10 protein-coding genes are annotated in these 18,145 nt (G+C 40.3%); 1 reads left to right on the top strand and 9 read right to left on the bottom strand.

Annotation, left to right across the window (positions count from 1 at the left end; genetic code table 11):
* Positions 1–112 precede the first annotated feature (112 nt).
* From ezrA to HMPREF1481_RS02795, 6 genes are all read right to left on the bottom strand, one after another.
* On the bottom strand, positions 113–1,840 hold the full coding sequence (gene ezrA, locus HMPREF1481_RS02820) for a septation ring formation regulator EzrA (RefSeq protein WP_016465584.1): 1,728 nt from the start codon (positions 1,838–1,840) through the stop codon (positions 113–115).
* 80 nt (positions 1,841–1,920) lie between these two features.
* Positions 1,921–3,867, bottom strand: coding sequence for a DNA topoisomerase (ATP-hydrolyzing) subunit B (gyrB, locus tag HMPREF1481_RS02815; protein ID WP_016465583.1), 1,947 nt, complete (start codon positions 3,865–3,867; stop codon positions 1,921–1,923).
* A gap of 14 nt (positions 3,868–3,881) precedes the next feature.
* On the bottom strand, positions 3,882–4,445 hold the full coding sequence (locus tag HMPREF1481_RS02810; protein ID WP_025173249.1) for an HAD family hydrolase: 564 nt from the start codon (positions 4,443–4,445) through the stop codon (positions 3,882–3,884).
* A 110-nt stretch (positions 4,446–4,555) separates the two neighbouring features.
* On the bottom strand, positions 4,556–5,104 hold the full coding sequence (locus tag HMPREF1481_RS02805; RefSeq protein ID WP_016465581.1) for a DJ-1 family glyoxalase III: 549 nt from the start codon (positions 5,102–5,104) through the stop codon (positions 4,556–4,558).
* A 10-nt stretch (positions 5,105–5,114) separates the two neighbouring features.
* Positions 5,115–6,338 carry an FtsW/RodA/SpoVE family cell cycle protein gene (locus HMPREF1481_RS02800; RefSeq protein WP_016465580.1) on the bottom strand — a complete coding sequence of 408 codons (1,224 nt, stop codon included), beginning with the start codon at positions 6,336–6,338 and terminating at the stop codon, positions 5,115–5,117.
* Between the two features lie 32 nt (positions 6,339–6,370).
* Positions 6,371–8,821 carry a bifunctional DnaQ family exonuclease/ATP-dependent helicase gene (locus tag HMPREF1481_RS02795; protein WP_016465579.1) on the bottom strand — a complete coding sequence of 817 codons (2,451 nt, stop codon included), beginning with the start codon at positions 8,819–8,821 and terminating at the stop codon, positions 6,371–6,373.
* Between the two features lie 121 nt (positions 8,822–8,942).
* Here HMPREF1481_RS02795 and HMPREF1481_RS02790 point away from each other — a divergent pair, with 121 nt between their 5' ends.
* Positions 8,943–9,128, top strand: a complete 186-nt coding sequence (locus HMPREF1481_RS02790; protein ID WP_006149832.1) for a hypothetical protein — start codon at positions 8,943–8,945, stop codon at positions 9,126–9,128.
* 23 nt (positions 9,129–9,151) lie between these two features.
* Here the strand turns inward: HMPREF1481_RS02790 and HMPREF1481_RS02785 are convergent, their stop codons facing one another.
* The 3 genes from HMPREF1481_RS02785 to HMPREF1481_RS02775 form a co-directional block, all read right to left on the bottom strand.
* On the bottom strand, positions 9,152–10,000 hold the full coding sequence (locus HMPREF1481_RS02785; protein WP_016465578.1) for an NAD(P)H-hydrate dehydratase: 849 nt from the start codon (positions 9,998–10,000) through the stop codon (positions 9,152–9,154).
* 54 nt (positions 10,001–10,054) lie between these two features.
* Complete coding sequence (locus tag HMPREF1481_RS10490; protein WP_016465577.1) at positions 10,055–10,828, bottom strand: hypothetical protein; 774 nt, start codon at positions 10,826–10,828, stop codon at positions 10,055–10,057.
* A 128-nt stretch (positions 10,829–10,956) separates the two neighbouring features.
* Positions 10,957–18,090, bottom strand: coding sequence for an SIALI-17 repeat-containing surface protein (locus HMPREF1481_RS02775; protein ID WP_016465576.1), 7,134 nt, complete (start codon positions 18,088–18,090; stop codon positions 10,957–10,959).
* Positions 18,091–18,145: the final 55 nt, after the last annotated feature.

Below are 18,145 nucleotides of genomic sequence, written 5' to 3'. Positions count from 1 at the left end.
CTTATCATATCAAATATGAGCTATAATTTCAATGAAAACATGGCACAAAAAGATTTAAAATAGGTAAAGAAAAGTAAAAGAACCCTAGAAAAATCTAGGATTCTTTTATAAATTAGAAACGAATACTTTCTCTTGTTTTTTCATAAGAAGTAACGAAGCGATTGGTAACACCAGGCTCAGCAACTTCTAATGCTTGAGAGATTTTTTCGAAAGATGCTTGATAATCAAATGTTGTTTCAAAGATATTCAAAGCTTCTTGGAAAGCTTGTTGAATACGATCATCAAATGATCTGTAACGGTTCGAATATTGAAGCAATTGTTCTGTCAATGTTGCATTTTGAACGATACTGTATGTTTCTTCTTCTAACATATTCATATCATTTGTCGCAATCTCAAGGATGCGATTCACAGATTCGATATTCACTTGCGCTTGTTCCAGCTCAGCCATCAAGTCTTCTGTACTGTGACTTGCATCAAAGAAGAGCTTCAAGAATTTTTGTGGAATTCCTGGAAGATTTCTCTTCTCCATGTAGCGTTTAATCGTATGCAGACGGTTGACATATACATTTGCTTTTTGACGAGCATTGATGTCATCTTTTTCAATTTTAACGAGACGTTCACTAACACCGATTTGGTCATCTTCAATATCTTTTAATGTAGATTGGAGATTTTCCAAACGTTCTTGTAAGACAGAATATGCTTCTGAAACTTCTGACTCTGCATGAGTCATTTCTTCAATAGTAGCATTCAAGGCTGAGATATCAGCTTGAAGACGACGAACTCGATTCACATCGCTTTCTGAAATCAAATAGGTTTTCCCAAGACGTTCGATATCTTTAACTAGTACCTGATTGTTTTCTTTCAAGTGTTTAAGATAGGTAGGAAGGGTAGTTACCAATTTCTCAAAAGCTTTATGGGCTGCAATTTCACGAGTGAAAATATCATAAAGTGCATTGATTTCTTCTTGGATTTGAGTGTTTTCATACTCTGCATTATCCAACTCCAATGTACGGATATTTTCATGATTATTCTTCAAGGCTTCATAGAGAAGTTGAAGACGAGATTCGATATCAGTCTCTACAAAATGGTAGTTTTCATCTAAAAGCTTGCGGTAACCTGCTTCTAAATCTTCAAGTTGTTCTGGCAATTCAGTAGTAAGCTTAATGACAATCGCTGGAATTCTTTCAACGATATGTGTCAAAGCTAAAATATGATTTTCAGCGTTATCTAAAATGCCAGCTGCTTCAACCGGATCTCCCGATGAATTCAAGGTTACAAATTGAGAAAACTCAGATTGGATGTTCTCCAATTGTTTTTCAATTTCTGGAAGAGCTTGACCATATTTTTCAGGATCTTCAGCTACAGTGTTTTGTAGTTTCTCAAATAAATCTAGGGCATGCAGAACACGTCCACTATTTTTTGACTCTTGTTTTTCCAACTCAGATAAGGCATTACGAATTGCTGCAATATCTTCTTCAACAAGTTGGATTTGACTTTCAATTTGATCAATCTGGTGCTTAGCTTTCAAGAAACGGAATGAGTTATTGTATCCTTCAGCTTCAAAGAGGTTATTCTCGATATCTGCAAAAGAGTTAAGAGACAAATCTACCCATTTTTGGTTCCATTCTCTAAAAGCAACCTGACTTTGACCAATCAGATGCATGTTTTTGACAACCTCTACCTCATCATTAACAGGAAGGTTATATAGTTCTTCTTTTTTTTCTTCTAAAGCTACAAGTCTACTCTCATTTCGTTTACGTAGCAAAATTGCTACTGCAAAAGCAATAAGAAGCAGGACTGCAATTCCAATCAAAGTAATAATCAACTGATTATTTGACATATCAAACTCCTTTTATACATGACACAATTGTAATGATTATATCATATTTTTCAAACCTTGGGAACTATTTCCCAATATTTTTATACGTCAAGAGTACTGTAAACAGCGTTTTCTTCGATAAATTCTCGACGTGGTTCTACTCGATCACCCATGAGCATATCAAAAATCTTATCTGCTTCTGCAGCGTCATCTACTGATACACGAGCCATGAGACGATGTTCAGGATTCATAGTAGTTTCCCAAAGTTGGTGGTCATCCATCTCTCCAAGACCTTTATAACGTTGAATGGTTGGTTTAGAACGACCTTCGCTATAGCGAGCTAGGGCTTCTTGTAGGCGGATTTCTTGGTCTGCTCCAGGTTGAATATATTCTTTAATCTCACTACCGACTTTCACACCGTAAATTGGTGGTTGTGCGATATAAACATAGCCTGCCTCTAAAACAGGTTTCATATAGCGATAAATCAGAGTTAACAAGAGGGTACGAATGTGAGCTCCATCGACATCGGCATCCGTCATGATAACCAGTTTTTGGTATCGAGCCTTGCTGACATCAAACTCTGCACCAAATCCTGTTCCCATAGCTGTGAAAAGGCTACGGATTTCTTCATTGGCAAGAATTTTATCCATACTTGCCTTTTCAACGTTAAGGATTTTACCACGAATAGGCAAGATTGCTTGAAACTCACGGTCACGTCCTGATTTTGCAGAACCTCCCGCTGAGTCTCCTTCGACGATAAAGAGTTCCGTTTCAGCTGGATTGTTCGATGAACAGTCAGCCAATTTCCCAGGAAGATTTGAGATTTCTAAACCAGATTTCTTACGAGTAACTTCACGCGCACGCTTGGCAGCAACACGCGCTTTGGCTGCCAAAATCCCTTTTTCTACGATGCGCTTAGCAATCTGTGGATTTTCCAAAAGGAAGTCAGAAAATGCATCACTGAAGAGGCGATTGGTAATCTTCACAACTTCACTATTCCCAAGTTTAGTCTTTGTTTGACCTTCAAACTGTGGGTTTGGATGCTTCACTGAGATTACAGCAGTCAATCCTTCACGGACATCTTCCCCTGTTAGGTTATCTTCGTTATCTTTTAGAAGTTTGTTTTTACGAGCGTAGTCATTAATCACACGAGTTAAGGCTGTACGGAAACCTTGTTCATGTGTTCCACCTTCATGAGTATGAATATTGTTAGCGAAACTCATGACATTTTCATGGTAACCAGTTGTGTACTGCATGGCGACTTCAACTGTGATGTCATCCATTTCACCATCTGTGTAGATTGGGGTATCAAAGATAACATCCTTGTTTTCGTTGATGTACTCAACGTAGCTCGCAATCCCACCTTCGTAGTGATAATGCTTAGTCTGCTCTAGTCCTTCGCGTTTGTCAGTGATAGAGATTTGAAGACCACGATTCAAGAAGGCTAACTCTTGAATCCGTTTATTTAATTTGTCAAAATCAAATGTTGTTGTCTCTGTAAAAATTTCTGGATCTGGAGTAAAGTGAACGATTGTTCCTGTTTTATCTGTATCTCCAATCACCTCTAGGTCAGCCACAACATGCCCACGACGGTATTCTTGGTAATGAATCTTTCCGTTTTTATGAACACGAACATCCAACCGAGTTGAAAGAGCGTTTACAACGGATGAACCAACACCGTGGAGACCACCAGATACCTTGTATCCGCCACCGCCGAATTTACCTCCGGCGTGAAGAACTGTAAAGACTGTTTCAACGGCAGGACGACCTGTTTTTTCCTGGATATCAACTGGAATCCCACGACCATCGTCAATAACTGTAATTGAATCATCTGGCTCAATAAAAACTTCGATATGACTAGCGAATCCAGCCAAGGCTTCGTCGATAGAGTTATCTACGATTTCCCAGACTAGGTGGTGAAGACCTTCCTTCGAAGTTGAACCGATGTACATACCTGGACGCATACGAACGGCTTCCAGACCTTCCAAAACTTGAATTTGACTGGCATCATAATCTTGTGCCTGTTGGTTTTTAATATCTTCTGTCATGTTTCCCCTTTTTCTTACATGTCTATTGCTTGTTTTAACGCTACAACGTTCTCAAAAAGATAGGCATCTAAGCCTGCAGCATGTCCTGCCTCTACATCAATAGCACGGTCACCAATAACCAGCCCTGATGTTATATGATACTTATCACGCAAATAAATCATCGATTCGGGATTTGGTTTACGTTTAAATCCTGAACTAGCTGTCACTACTTCTGTAAAGTATGGCGCTATCTTTGTTTTTGAAAGAATCTCCAACACTTGATCATTTCGATGAGAAACCAAGAAATTACGACCACCTTGGTCTGAAATCTTTTCCAAGAGCGCAGGAATCCCATCAAACAATACTGGGTGTTCAAGCTCACGGGCTTCATTTTCTTTATATTTCTCAAGAAAGTTTTCAATACCTGGAGCATACTTTTCGATGGCAAAGGCAGTCGAAACCTTTAAAGCTTCGTAGACACTGTCGTGCTCCTGCTCAATTCCAAACTCTGCCAAGGTTTCTACAAAAGCTGCTGTAGAAGTCTCATAATTATCAAGCAGAGTACCACCTAAATCCCAGATGTAATCGTGATATTTCATACCCTTCATTATAGCATTTTTTTATGAAAAAAGCGATGTTTAGCTTGATTTTGACCTTAAAAAAAGAGAAGAATCTTCTCAAGTAAGAAAGATCCTTCTCAGTTTCTTTATTATTTTTCAAATACGTCTGTATAGAGCATCCCATTTCTCAGAGATTCCGCATCTCCGCCAAGCGTATCAACTAAGTGATAGGCAAAAGCCAAAGCTGTTGCTGGACCACGGCTCGTAATGATATTGCCATCTACAACGACTGTTTCTTTATGGTAGTGACCGTTAGCAATTTGTTCTTGAACGCCATCATAGCAGGTGAAGTTTCTTCCCTCTAGAAGACCTGCTCGATTTAAAGCAATCGGTGCTGCACAGATGGCTGCTACTGTTTTACCAACTTGCTCACATTTTTGAAGTTCTGCAATCAATTGCTCATTGTCCCGCAAGTGAGCAGAACCAGGCATACCTCCTGGAAGGACAATCATGTCATATTCAGATAAATCACCGTTAAATACCTGATCAGCTTGAACTTGAATAGCATGTGAACCTGTCACTTTTTCATCAAATCCGACCATATGACAGGTAATATTTGCACGACGCAAGACGTCTACGACAGTTAGGGCTTCGATTTCCTCAAAACCGTCTGCTAGAATAACTGCAACTTTAGGCATAGTGACCTCCTTATTTCACTTTCTTCAATACAACTTTTTTACGTTTGAATCTTGTTCGGCCACTCTTTTCATCAGCTAAATGAGTTTGGTAGCTCATCGATAAAAGCAAACCTATACCAATAAGATTACTGATAATAGCTGATCCTCCTTGAGAAATAAAGGGCAAAGGAATCCCTGTCAGAGGAAGAAGACCAGTAACCGCACCTATATTTTCAAAGATATGGAACAAGAGCATCATGATAAATCCAGTTGAGATATAGGTGTAAAATTGATTGTTAGATTTGAGAGTAATCTTTAACATACGATAGATGAGGAGCAGATAGAGTGCAATCACTACTACTGAACCAATAAAACCAAAATCTTCAGCGATAACTGTGAAGATCATGTCACTCTCACGGACTGGAATGAGGAGATTGGACACATTGAATCCTTGGCCAAATACTCCACCACTACCGATGGCAATTTGACCTTGAGCCTGTTGATAGGTAGTTGTTTGAGCATAATCAAAGGGATTGAGCCAAGCCAGGATACGGTTTATCTGATAAGTCGGCATGCCAAGTTGATGCATAAAGGCACGCCCATCCTTTGTAATGAAGATGGCTAAAAATCCTGTAATGGCTGATACAACTGTTACAAAGACTGGAATGATAATCTTCCAAGAAACACCTGACAACAAGACAAGACCTGCAAAGATTGCAACAAAAACCATTGCCGTTCCAAGGTCACTTTGTAAGGCTAGTAACACTAGAACTGGAATCGTGAAAACGATCATCCAAAGAATTAAAAGGAAATCTAAACCGATGGTCCGTGCTTTGTCCTTGTATTTTTTAGTGAAAGTTACAATCACATAGGCCAGCATCAAGATATAAGATATCTTCATGAATTCGGAAGGTTGAAAAAGTGTATAACCACCGATTGATACCCAGTTTTTTGCACCTGTTGCAGCTACTAAACTTGGATTATAGAAGACCAAGGGTAAGACCATCAAGGCTAGACCAAGACCATATAGATAGGGGGTGGACTGCCATAAAAATTTTGTGTTAAAAAACATGACTACAAAACTGAAGATAATACCTAGCGCTATCCATGCCAGTTGCTGTCCAAGTATAGGCCAAACATTGTTTGGGTAGTCATGACTAACTGCTATATAAATCGCTACAACTCCAATTACCAATAAACAAAACACTGGTAATATTAAACTATAATCGACCCTAGAGTCGAATGAACGTTTCATAACGGCCTCCTTCATTCTTTCTGGTATTCATTTCATTGTTTCTTTAAAAAATCTTGAACGTTGACAAATACTTGCTCTCGGCTAATGTTCCTTACTCGACTAGTGCGAGACAAGGCCCTGCTGATTTGTTTGCCATATCGTTTACTTGACAAACGGCTATCTAAAATCAAAACTGCGGAACGTTGACCAACTCGGCGCATGGTCCTACCTATCGCTTGCTTAAGACGAATAATCGCCATAGGAAGTTGGTAATCATAAAAAGGGTTCTTCCCTTCAAGACGAAGTTCTTGATTCATCTTTTTGGTAAATGGATCCTCTGGATTTTGGAAAGGCAAACGTGTCACCACTTCAATCACCCGAGAATGTCTGGAAAAATCGACACCTTCCCAGAAACTCCCTGCTCCAAGTAAGAGCTCACGCTCTCCTTTTTCAAAGCGTTTTTTCAATTGAGCTGGTTCCCCATGCTTATATTGGGCTATATGGGGAATTCTTAAAGTATCAGATACCTGCAACAATAAATCTTTTGCAGTAAATAAGACTAAAATCGGTTCTTCCAGGTAGGACAAGTCTTCTAGAACTTCCACAACTGCTTGTGCATACTCCTCAAGCGAAACTTCAGTCACCAATGGAAAATCATTCACCAACAAAATCTCCTGATTTTCCTGAAACTGTTCATCTAGGTAATAAATGTTTGCTTGCGGGAATCCTAACAATTCTGGCAAAGAAACTCTGCTACTAATTTCTAGGGTTGCAGAGATTCCGAGAAGCTGGCAGGATTCTGGAAATATCTGAGAAAATAGCAAACGCTGATTGCGACTAGAAGTAATCTCGATTTTTTTACTAGAGAGTTCTGAAACTGATAACCAAAATTCTCCTTCAGACGAGAAAAATCTCTGATAGTCTTTAAATTCTAGAAGATTCAACTCTGAAAAATCCTGTCGGAGCTTATCAATACTACTAGCTGGGCACATCTTACGTTTACCAGATAGAAACTGCTCCAGCAGATAAGAAAGCTCAAAACGAATACTCTCTAGCAAGCGTCTTTCAAGCATGCCTTCTTCTGTAGATAGAGCTTGGTCTAATTGTTCTAGCAAATCTGTAAGCAAATAAGATTTTCGAGAAAGATTTTCCAAGGTCAACAAGATTTTCTGGGCTTCATCCAAAATCAAGAGACGTCCCTCTAAAAGACTCGGATCATCTTCAAGTCGAGTAACGAGGTAAGCATGATTGGTCACTAGCAACTTACAAGAACGCGCTTTTTCCTGACCACGTCTCCAAAAATCCTCTAACCAAAAGAGAGAATCTTTGTGAAGATTTCCATCATGCACCAAGTTTGGTAAAAATTGCTGGTAGCGATAAAGTTGACCAATTTCGTCTAAGTCACCAGTATCTGTCTCAGTCAGCCAAACTAGGAGTTGCATCTTGAAACGCGTATACAAACGATTGGACTCTTCTTCCTCTAATGTTGCATGAAGGGCATCTAACTTCAAGTAATTCTGTGGTCCTTTGAGACTGTGAATAGAGATATGGAAAATCTCTTCGAGTTTTTTAGCCTCCTCATGCATTACCTGATTTTGAAGGATTTTAGTTGGAACACTAAGTAGGATCCCTCCTTCATTCTCAAGAGACAAGGTTGGCAGGAGATAGCCATACGTTTTTCCAATTCCTGTTTGAGCCTGAATAAAAGAAATATCTTCCCCTTGTAAAAACTCTTGAACCTTTTGGGCAAAGCGCTCCTGCAAGTTTCTTTCCTCCAACCCCAACAAGGCAATATTGGTCTGGAAATCTTTAGATAGTTTTCGAGGAGAAAGAGCTGATTTTTCTTTTCTCAAAAATAGACCTTGCACCTCGACCAAGTCATGTTCAACTAGGAGAGACTGTTTCTGATAAACTTCCTCGATAACCATGTAAGATTCATACAATAGGCTATCTGACAAACTCAATAAGCGTTCCAACAAACCTTTTGGAAGTTGAAACATCTTTTGTCTCATACAAAGAAAGAGTTCTGCAGTTGCTTGGGCGTCAGAAAGGGCTGTATGAGCTTGCTCAAGTGGAATCCCCAACTCTTGGCAAAGAATACCAAGATTATACTTCTCAAGCTGAGGATAAAAGACTTGAGCCAACTCAACCGTATCGATACGAGGGGTGCGTAATTCATAACCTTCAAAAAATAGGAATTCTGCCAACAAATTGGCATCGAACTGAACATTGTGCGCAACAAAAATACCGTCTTTGACCAGTTCAAAAATCTTTCCAGCTACCTGGGAAAACTCTGGAGCCTTTGCTAAACGCTTATCAGTCAAACCCGTTAATTCTTTGATATGAGAATCCAAGTGTTCATGCGGATTGACATCAGTGGCATATTGCTCAACAATCTCACCGTCTTCAATGACTACAATTCCCACTTGGATGATTTTTGCCTTGCTTCCGGTACTTGTTGCTTCTAAATCTACAACCACATACCGATCATTTCTAAAATTCATCACTAAAAATTATATCAAAATTTACACCATTTGACACCCATGAACTTTATTTGAAGAGTCAAGTTTCTTGCAAGATTTGAACAAAAATGATTGAATAAAATGGTAGAAAAGGAGGAAATTCATGAACCCATTGGATTTGTTTAATCAAGTAAAAGAACTCGTTGAGAAAAAAGATTTTTCTGCAGCAAAAACCTTTGTTGAAGAAAATAAGGATCAACTAGGGGATTACCTTAGCCAAGCTCAAGCATTGGTTTCAGGCTCAGAAGGTCTTGACGGTCTTGTAGATAAGGTCAAAGGCCTCTTCTAATAGTCAAAAGACACCTGAAAAACTCAGGTGTCTTTTTGTATTTTCTTCATGAATGTGGGAATATGTTGACTAATCGTGGTTGGCAGAACGACATAATTGTTCTCAGCTAGTTCTTGGGCAATTGCTGAATGTAGATAGGTCGCTACTGTCACTCTTTCATAGAGACTAACTTGTGGGAATTGGCCTGCAAAGCCAGCAATCATCCCAGCCAGAGTATCCCCCATACCCCCAGTCGCCTGATAGGGACCCCCAACCTCTAACTGATAAAAATCAGCTTGACCAGCTTGCCAGATTCGAGTCGCAGGACCTTTTTGAACTAGAATCGTCCCTGAAGGAAAACTCTTCAAAGTCTCTCCTGTTTCCTCAGATCCTTGAGAAGTCAAATCTAAGCCTGACAAGATTTGCCATTCCCTTTGATGTGGAGTTAAAACAAGCTGAGCTGTAGGAAATTTCATCCCCATTCTAGCAAAAATAGATAGGGCACCACCATCCAGTATGAGGGTCTGATCTTTGTCTAAATGATGAAAGACTGTTTGGAGAAGCTCTTCTCCACGCTCATCATCCACTAATCCAGGTCCAACCAAGACAATACTAGCCTTCTGCAACTGCTTTTCAAGTAATTGTTTATCATCAAGGTCAAAAGCCATAGCCTCAGGCAGATGGCTATGCAGAGCAGGAATATTCTCCTTGTCCGTTGCTACGGTCACTAAGCCTGCACCACTTCTAACCGCTCCTAAGGCAGCCATAATAATCGCTCCCCCATAAGGATACGTTCCACCAATCAAGAGAAGACGACCGTAGTCTCCCTTATGACTAGAACGAGGACGCTCGATGATCACTTTTTTTAGTAGAGCTTGATTAATCTCTTTCATACACTACTCCTTCAACTTATCCTTACCATGTAGTACTTGATTAACTTTAGTATTCTAAGCCTGTAGCCCTTCTCCCTCATAGTCTAGGTAAATCACTCTATCTTGTAATTGACTAGGAATTAAACCTTCAAAACAAGCCTTATCTTTTGAAGGAATAACACACAAATGAAGAAAGGTATCCAAATCTAAACTATCTTTTACCTTCGCAACATGATAGCCATCAAATATATAACCTGGTGCTTGAATCAATTCTTCATACAGAAAATGAAAACTAACTCCAGGAATGAACTTTTCTTGCAATTCCTCCTCAGACGGTGCCCGTCCTAACAAACGCTCCATAGCGAGTCGGTAACCCGAAGTCATATTAGACCATCCGAACATGATATAGTCAAAATAGTCTGCTGGATCAGAAGCTGCATTACGACTATCTGTAACTAGCTCAGCCCCACTTTTACCAAATACTTTTACCGCCGACATGATTTTTCCAGTCTGAAAAATATCCTGAGCCGCCTCAACTGTACAAGTATGACTACAACAATTGGAAGTAACCAACTTCCTCTGGATATCATAGGTAGAAGCTACAAGGCGATGACTTGGTCTGTAGGGAGGAAAATAGCTATGGTCTTGCAAGTAATCATGAATTTGTATATTTAATTCATGATTCTCACATTCCACAATAGTCTGACGATGATGGTCCTGTTCGTAAGCAATAAACTTTGCTAGCTTCTCCAATTCCCATTCTTTAATCTGAGGATAGTTTTCAAGAGCAAATTGATATATCCCATCCCACTGGAGACTAAAATCTGCATTACAAACTTTTACAATCATGGTCCTTCTCCTTACATTCTCTTACTTTCATTATACACCTCACTACCCAATTAATAAAGGAGAAGACAATAATGTCTTCTCCTTATTTTATAATGATCAGCCTTTTAAGAATAGTGAGTTATGAATCCTTACTCTTCCTTGCGTTTCCCATTTAGGAATGCCGCTGATAAGGCTAGACTGAGACCAGCTAGGAAAATAGCAGTATCAGATTGACTTTCGCCAGTTTCTGGTAGTCTTGCTGAGTCTTCTTTTCCAGAAGCTTGTTCAAGAACTTTTGAATCTTGGATCTGCTCAGCAGGAGTTGGAGTTCCTGAAGGTTTGTCAGATAGGGCTCGAACGTCTGCAACTGGTTTTTCGATTGTTGGAGCTGCTTGGTCACCCGCAGTACCTAAAGGTCCTTTGTATTCTGGGAGCTCGTTCTTGTCTGCTTTGACAGCATTGACTCCGCCCTTGAACTCTGGGATTTCATTCTTAGCTGCTTCAACCCAATTAGCTCCACCCTTGAATTCAGGAACCTCATTGATTGCAGCTTCGACCCAATTAACTCCACCTTTGAATTCTGGAACCTCAAGAACTGGAGCTGGCTCGTCACCCTTGCTACTAGTAACAACTGGTTTTACTCCTACTTCAACAATTTGATCTTTTGCATCTATTGTTTCAGTGTGAACAATTTTACGACTTGTTCCTAATACTTCGACATAGTCTACTTTTTCTCCATTTTTACCTTCTGTGACGATACGACGTTCATCTTGGGCTAAGTCACTATTCTCACGAATAATTTCCTTGAATGGAATGACAGCTTTCTCAATTTCCAAACTTGGACGGTCTAGGACAAGAGCTTGATCATCCACTGCATGACTAGCTTCAGAACCAGCTTGGAAGTATAGACGATATTCTTTCACGAGACTACCATCTTTAGCAAGAAGTCGAACAAGCGTTGGAAGATTGTCTTGACTTGACTCAACGACAGTCGCTACACCATGACCACTTGTTTGGACAGTCACCTGTGGTTTCGCTCCATTAGCGGCTAATCGATATTCTGAAACAGCAGGATCAAAGTTTTCCAATGCTTTTCCAGCAACTGAAATAGTCACTGCAGGTGTTTCTGAATCACTTGCTTTAGCTGGAGAATAAGCACTAAACTCAACCATCGCTAGACCATTCGTGGTTGATTTGCGAGTCATACGTGCGCGAATAGCGGTTGTCTGAATTGGATCAAAGGTAAATTCGATTGGTTTACCAGCCACGATTGCAGCCGATGCCTTATAAGGAATTTCTTGCCAATTTTCTGCCTTGTTAAACGGATGGTCCGCATTTTCCTCATAACGTGAAATAGTGCTTGGTTCAGAATAAGCTGGTCCAACATATCTTTCAAGTACCATTGTCGCAGGTGCATCTGTTCCACTGTCTTTGAAGAACTGAATGGCTACTTTTCCTACAGATTGAGGTGTAATCTGACCATTCTTCTTAAAGAGTACCCCTACAGATACTTCTTGATCTCTTGGAGTACGAGACCAGTTAGTCCAACGTCCATCTTCATTAAATCGACCATCATTGATATAGAAGATTCTATCATTAGAAGCGGCATCGGTATCGTTTGTAGTAGAGGCAAATGCCTTAGAATCTGTCGCATTATTGCTTGCATTCTCTGAGATAACTTGATTTCCTCTTGCTAGAACAGTCACCTGCATCTTCGTTGTCAAGTCTGTTCCTAGAATATGACCAAGCACTTCAAAGGTGCCTTCTTGGTCTGTCGCATGTTCAGGAACTGCATCCCATTCTACGGCTAGTTTATCTGTCGTCCAGTCTGTTTCTGATGGGTAGTAGACTATCACTTCTGTAGGTAGTTGAAGCTTATCACCAACATTTAATGTCACAGCACCATTTTCTGCAGCTACTGGTTGTGTAGATTCTTTTTCACCATCACGGAAGATACGGTATTCTTTCAAGATGGTTCCGTCTTCTGCCTTCAAAATGAGACGAGTTGCTCCTGTTGGACTTGTGGCAGGGACAATCGTTACTACACCATTGTTGCTAGCTGTTGCAGTGATTTCTTTGCTCGTTTTAGCAATATGGTAGTCTGTCTTAGCTGGATTGAAATGTTGAAGGTTCTGACCGTCTACTTTGATTGTAATCTCTGAACTTGTAGCGCTTGGGACTTTATTTCCCAAGATAGTGATTTCGGTCAAACCGACACCATCTGTTCCATTTGCCTTCTTCATACGAATACGAACTGCATAGGTCTCAACCTTATCAAATGTAAAGTAGTTAGTTTGGCTTGCGGATAATTGTCCTGGTGCTTTGAGATGTTCAACTTCTTTCCAGTTGGCAGCATTGTTGAATGGATGCTTGGCATCTCCTTGAGCATGATTGACATCAGTTGGCAGATCTGGAATTTCTTGACCAACATAGTACTCGATGACATATTCTTTTGGAAGTCCGATCGCACCATCTGTGTAGAAATCAACTGCAATATTATCAACAAAGCGTTTGGTCAAATCTCCTGAATTACCAAATAAGATAGATGCCCAATCATTATCTGTACCTGTTTGCCATGTAGTCCAACGATTCTTGACATCTGTATTAGCTCTTGAAACTGTCAAATCGTTCAAGGTATTTGCCGAATCATCCCCACCAGTATTGGATACGATAGCCGCTGGTAATTGAGAACCTGTCCATTGTTTAGAGATATTATTTCCTGCAACAACCTGACTGGAAACACGCACATGAGCCTTGGTAGTCAGATGGCTACCAACCAATTGACCTTTGATTTCAAAGATACCTTCAGTTTGACTAAAGTTGGCTGGAACCTTGTCCCAAACGACATCTTTATAAACAGTTGTTCCATTAGAATGGTAGGCGCGTACATTAGCTGGCAATTGAACAGTTTCACCTTTAGGAAGAGTGAGACTGATTTCTTCTGCGACCTGCAAACCTTCAACAGTCACATTGGCAGTAGCTTCAATATCTGTACCTTCTACATGCCCTTTAAGAGTAAAGCTATGATAGCTAGCGAGTTCTTTTGCATCTACCTTGTCCCAAGTTACAGCTACCTTACGAGGCAAACCTTGGTCAAATTCTGCTCCGATTTGATCAGGCAAATTCGGTTGCTGATTGATATCTGTAGAGATTGAAACAGGATGAAGTTTGACAATTTTCTTTTCTGCTTTATTTTCTTTGATGACCACTACAGTGGCTACAGATTGTGTTTTCTCTGTTTGATTGTCAATACGAGGAGTAAGCGTCACACTACCTTTCGTGTAAAGTAGCAAGTTCTGTCCGTTTACTTCAAGATGTCCGCCATCAGAAGAGCTAGCATCCAAATGAATATCTGAAGCTGAAAATTCACTTTGTGAACCATCTTCGTAATGTCCAATGACATGATATGGAAGGGTTTGATCTTCAGTTGCATTCTCTTTTCCTTCTACACTTACTTCCAAGCGTGTCAAGGCAGGGGCTTCCTTCACAAACTGAATCAAATATGTTTGAACCAAATCACCCTTTTGGTCACTCAAGAATACAGAAGCCTGATAATCATTAGCAGCCGAAGCCTGTTGAACTGTTACTTGGTAGCCAGTAGTTTGTGCACCAACACTTGGAATCTCAGCACTGTAAGGAAGGGTTACTCGGTAATAGGTCTTTCCAGACTCAAAGTCAGCAAGAGCTTTGTCACCGACAGTGAGACCTGTAACAGTGCTTTCGGTTTCCTTATTACTTGCGATAAAGGTTGCTTTCACCTCATAGTCATTACCTACTAATTTACCAGTTGCTTCAGTTCGTCCACCTTCTTTTGTCAAGGCAGATGGATCTTTCAAGGTCCAAGAAACAACATCCGCATCAACCAAGTTCCCATCTGATAAAACAGCTGTAACCGTCTTATCCAAATCTTCAACAGCTGTACCAACAGGAACGGTTGCTACTTTAGGTAACCACTTATCAAGGGCAATGACCTTGACAAGAGCCTCAGCCTTGGATTCGATACCTTCCACACTACCTAGGACTTTTTTCGCGCCAGCACTTGCACGGAGATCATCTGGGATTGCCCATGTCACAGCTTTTTCTTCGACACTACCATCGCTATAAATAGCTGTCACAGTTTCTGGCAATTTAGGATTTTCACTGACATCAGTAGTCGCCTTAACAGGGGCAAAAGCGACAAAGTGGCGATTTTCTTTCTTACCTGAAACGGTTGTGACTGTTGCTTGATCAGAAGCTAAACCTGCAGAATCCGCATATAGAGTGAATTTCCCTTCTTTTTCAGTAGATTTAACAATGACAACACCTTTACCATTGAAGGCTTTTCTTTGCCATGTACCATCTTTTTGAGCTTTGTAGCGTTCACGGCTAGCTTGTTCCCCATTGTCCACACCAACGATTTGCCCTTGACCATGAAGATTGAAATGAACAAGATTATTGGCAGTTGGAACGACATTGCCATCTTCATCAACGATTTCATAATGGATGTAAGACAAATCTTTACCATCTGCAGTGATAACATGTTCTTCCTTGGTGAGACGAACTCTAGCAGGTTCTCCTGCTGTTGTTACACTATCACGCGCAATCTCTTTACCATTTTCATCACGAGCAATAGCAGTCAAGGTGCCTGGTTTATATTCCACCAACCACTCAAGATACAATTCACCAGGGTTAGCACCTTCATGATAAGGTCGACCATCCGCAGTGGTTTTCTTGGTGAATTCTTTCTTGCCAAGAGACTTGTCGTTCAACAGTAATTCTACGCTGGCAGCATTTGAGAAGGTCCGTACAGGAATCTTACCATTGACCAGCATATTGCGTTCTTTGAGTGTCTCATCTGTCCAATTCCAGTGAGGCATGATACGAACGGTTGGTTTTTCTTTGGCACTATACCATTCACTACGGTAGAGATAGAAATCATTCTTAGGCAAACCAGCCGTATCGATAATACCGAAGAATGAACTTTTCACCGGTGTATTATCTTGGTTATGCCAAGGTGTTGGTTCACCGATATAGTCAAAACCAGTCCAGATGAACTGACCTGCATATCCGGCACGATCACGGTCGAAAGTCCAAGATTCAGTAGCTGTTCTACCCCATCCAACACGGTCATTTCCATAGTCGGATTGTTCATAATGACGATTACGACGGTTGTCATGACTGAGTAAATGAGCAGGATCAAAGTAGGAATCACGAGTTCGAGTTGCTGAAGAAGTTTCTGAACCGTAGATTAACCAGTCTGGATGAGCCCTACGAACAGCGTCATAGTTCCGTTCACCATAGTTCATCCCGACAGCATCCATGATTGCTGCCAATTTTAAGAACTCTCCTGTAGACCTATTACTAAATTTGTTCTCACCCATGGTCACATAGCGCTCTGTATCGATAGCTTTGATGACAGCTTTCAAACGCTTGGCTGTTTCTAGTGAGCGCTCACCTCCATCTGCTTCATCCACTTCGTTACCGAGTGACCACATGACGATGGATGGATTATTTTTATCACGTTCGACCATGGTTCTGAGGTCAAAATCAGACCACTTTTCACCCTTCTTAGCTTCTGGGTGAGTTGCATCTTGGTCAAAGAAACGTCCGTAGTCATACGTTTTCTTGCCACGATACCATGTATCAAAGGCTTCTTCTTGGACCAAAAGTCCTAGATTTGCAGCAGCGTCGAGCAACTGTGGACTTGCTGGGTTGTGGGTTGTACGGATAGAGTTAACTCCCATATCCTTCAATAGTTTCAATTTACGATAGGTTGCCTTATAATTCTCTTCTGATCCCAAGGCACCGTTGTCATGGTGAATACTAACCCCGTGGAATTTCATTCTCTCACCATTTAGAGAGAATCCATCTTTGGCTGTCCAGTTGAAATAACGATAACCAAAAGTATCTTCTGTTACATCAACTAGCTGACCTTCATTGTAAACCTTTGTTTTTAGAACATAGAGCTGAGGATGGTAACTTTTTGTTGTCCAGAGGGTTGGCTTGTTAACCAAAATCGTTTGCTTAAAGTCTGCTGTCTCATTTCCTGATAAATTCTTAGTTACAGAGCGAACTAAATCTGAAACAGCCTTACCTTCCTTGGTAAAAATCTGTTGTTCTACAAATACCTTGGCTAGAGTCTTGGCAGTGTTTTTAATCTTGCTTTGGATTTGTGTTTCAACATTGCCGTCTTTTTGCTCAGCCAATTTTGGAGTTGTAATATGATTTCCATTTTCAGCTACTTGCACCTTGTCACGATAGCTCAGCGTCACATCACGATAGATACCACTTCCTGAATACCAACGACTACTTGGCTGTTTATTGGTAACTTGGACAGCAATGGTATTTTCACTACCATCTTTAGTTAAAAATTCAGTGATGTCGTATGAAAAATGATTGTAACCACTTGGATAATGACCCACAAATTTACCATTTACATAGACCTTAGAGTCCATGTAAACTCCATCAAAATTAATACGAACATCTTTGTCTTTGGCAGCTTCATCTACAGTGAAAGTCTTGCGATACCAAGCCGTACCACCGTTTAACTGACCACCTTCATTGCGGGCAGGAGACTTGTGATCAAAGTCAAAATAAATACTCCAGTCATGAGGAAGGTTCAACTTAGACCAATCATGAACATCTACATCTTTCTTAGAAAAATCACCCTGAGAATTTAATTTAAAGTACCAGTCTTTGTTGAAATTTTGTTTTCTTTCCTGTAAAAGTTGGGCTTCTTTTTCTTTCTCTTTGGTAACTTGAGGTAATGCTGTTGCAGAAGTATTTTCTTCCTTAGCCTTATCACTGGTTACTGGTTTATTCTGATTAGCTTCAGCAGTATGTTCTTCCAAAACTGCTGGCTTTTCAGAACTAGCTTCTGAAACTGTAGGCGCTTTTTCATCCACTGCAGTTGCTGGTTTCTCAGTTTTGTCTTCCTTAGGGGTGACTACTTCTGCTTCCTTTTCTTCCTTAGGACTTGTTGCCGCAGTCGCCTTTTCTTCCGTTACTGGTTTTTCAGTCGCTGGTTTTTCAGTTTCTACCTTATCCTTTTCTTCTTTATCAGTAGTAGAATCTTGTGGACTGTTTTGTTCAGCTTTTGCAATGGCCGCTGCAAGATCATCTGGAAGTTTATCTAAAGGCTGAACTTGATGAATTGTTTCTTCACTCGAACTAGCTGTTTCAGTTTCAGCTGCTTGCGCTATCTGAAGACCAAATATACTAGCTCCAATCATAACCGAAGCCGCTCCTATTGCGAATTTACGAATACTAAAATGACACCGTTTTTCAAAAAATCTCTTATCCATTATGGTTCCTTTCTAAGTTATAGTAAGCGATTACATTTTCCTTCAAAAAATAAAC

It is taken from the genome of Streptococcus sp. HPH0090 (genome assembly GCF_000411475.1).
In the GTDB taxonomy this organism is placed as follows: Bacteria; Bacillota; Bacilli; order Lactobacillales; family Streptococcaceae; genus Streptococcus.
The sequence above is the reverse complement of the archived record's forward strand: the minus strand, read 5'-3'. Positions and strand labels throughout refer to the sequence as shown.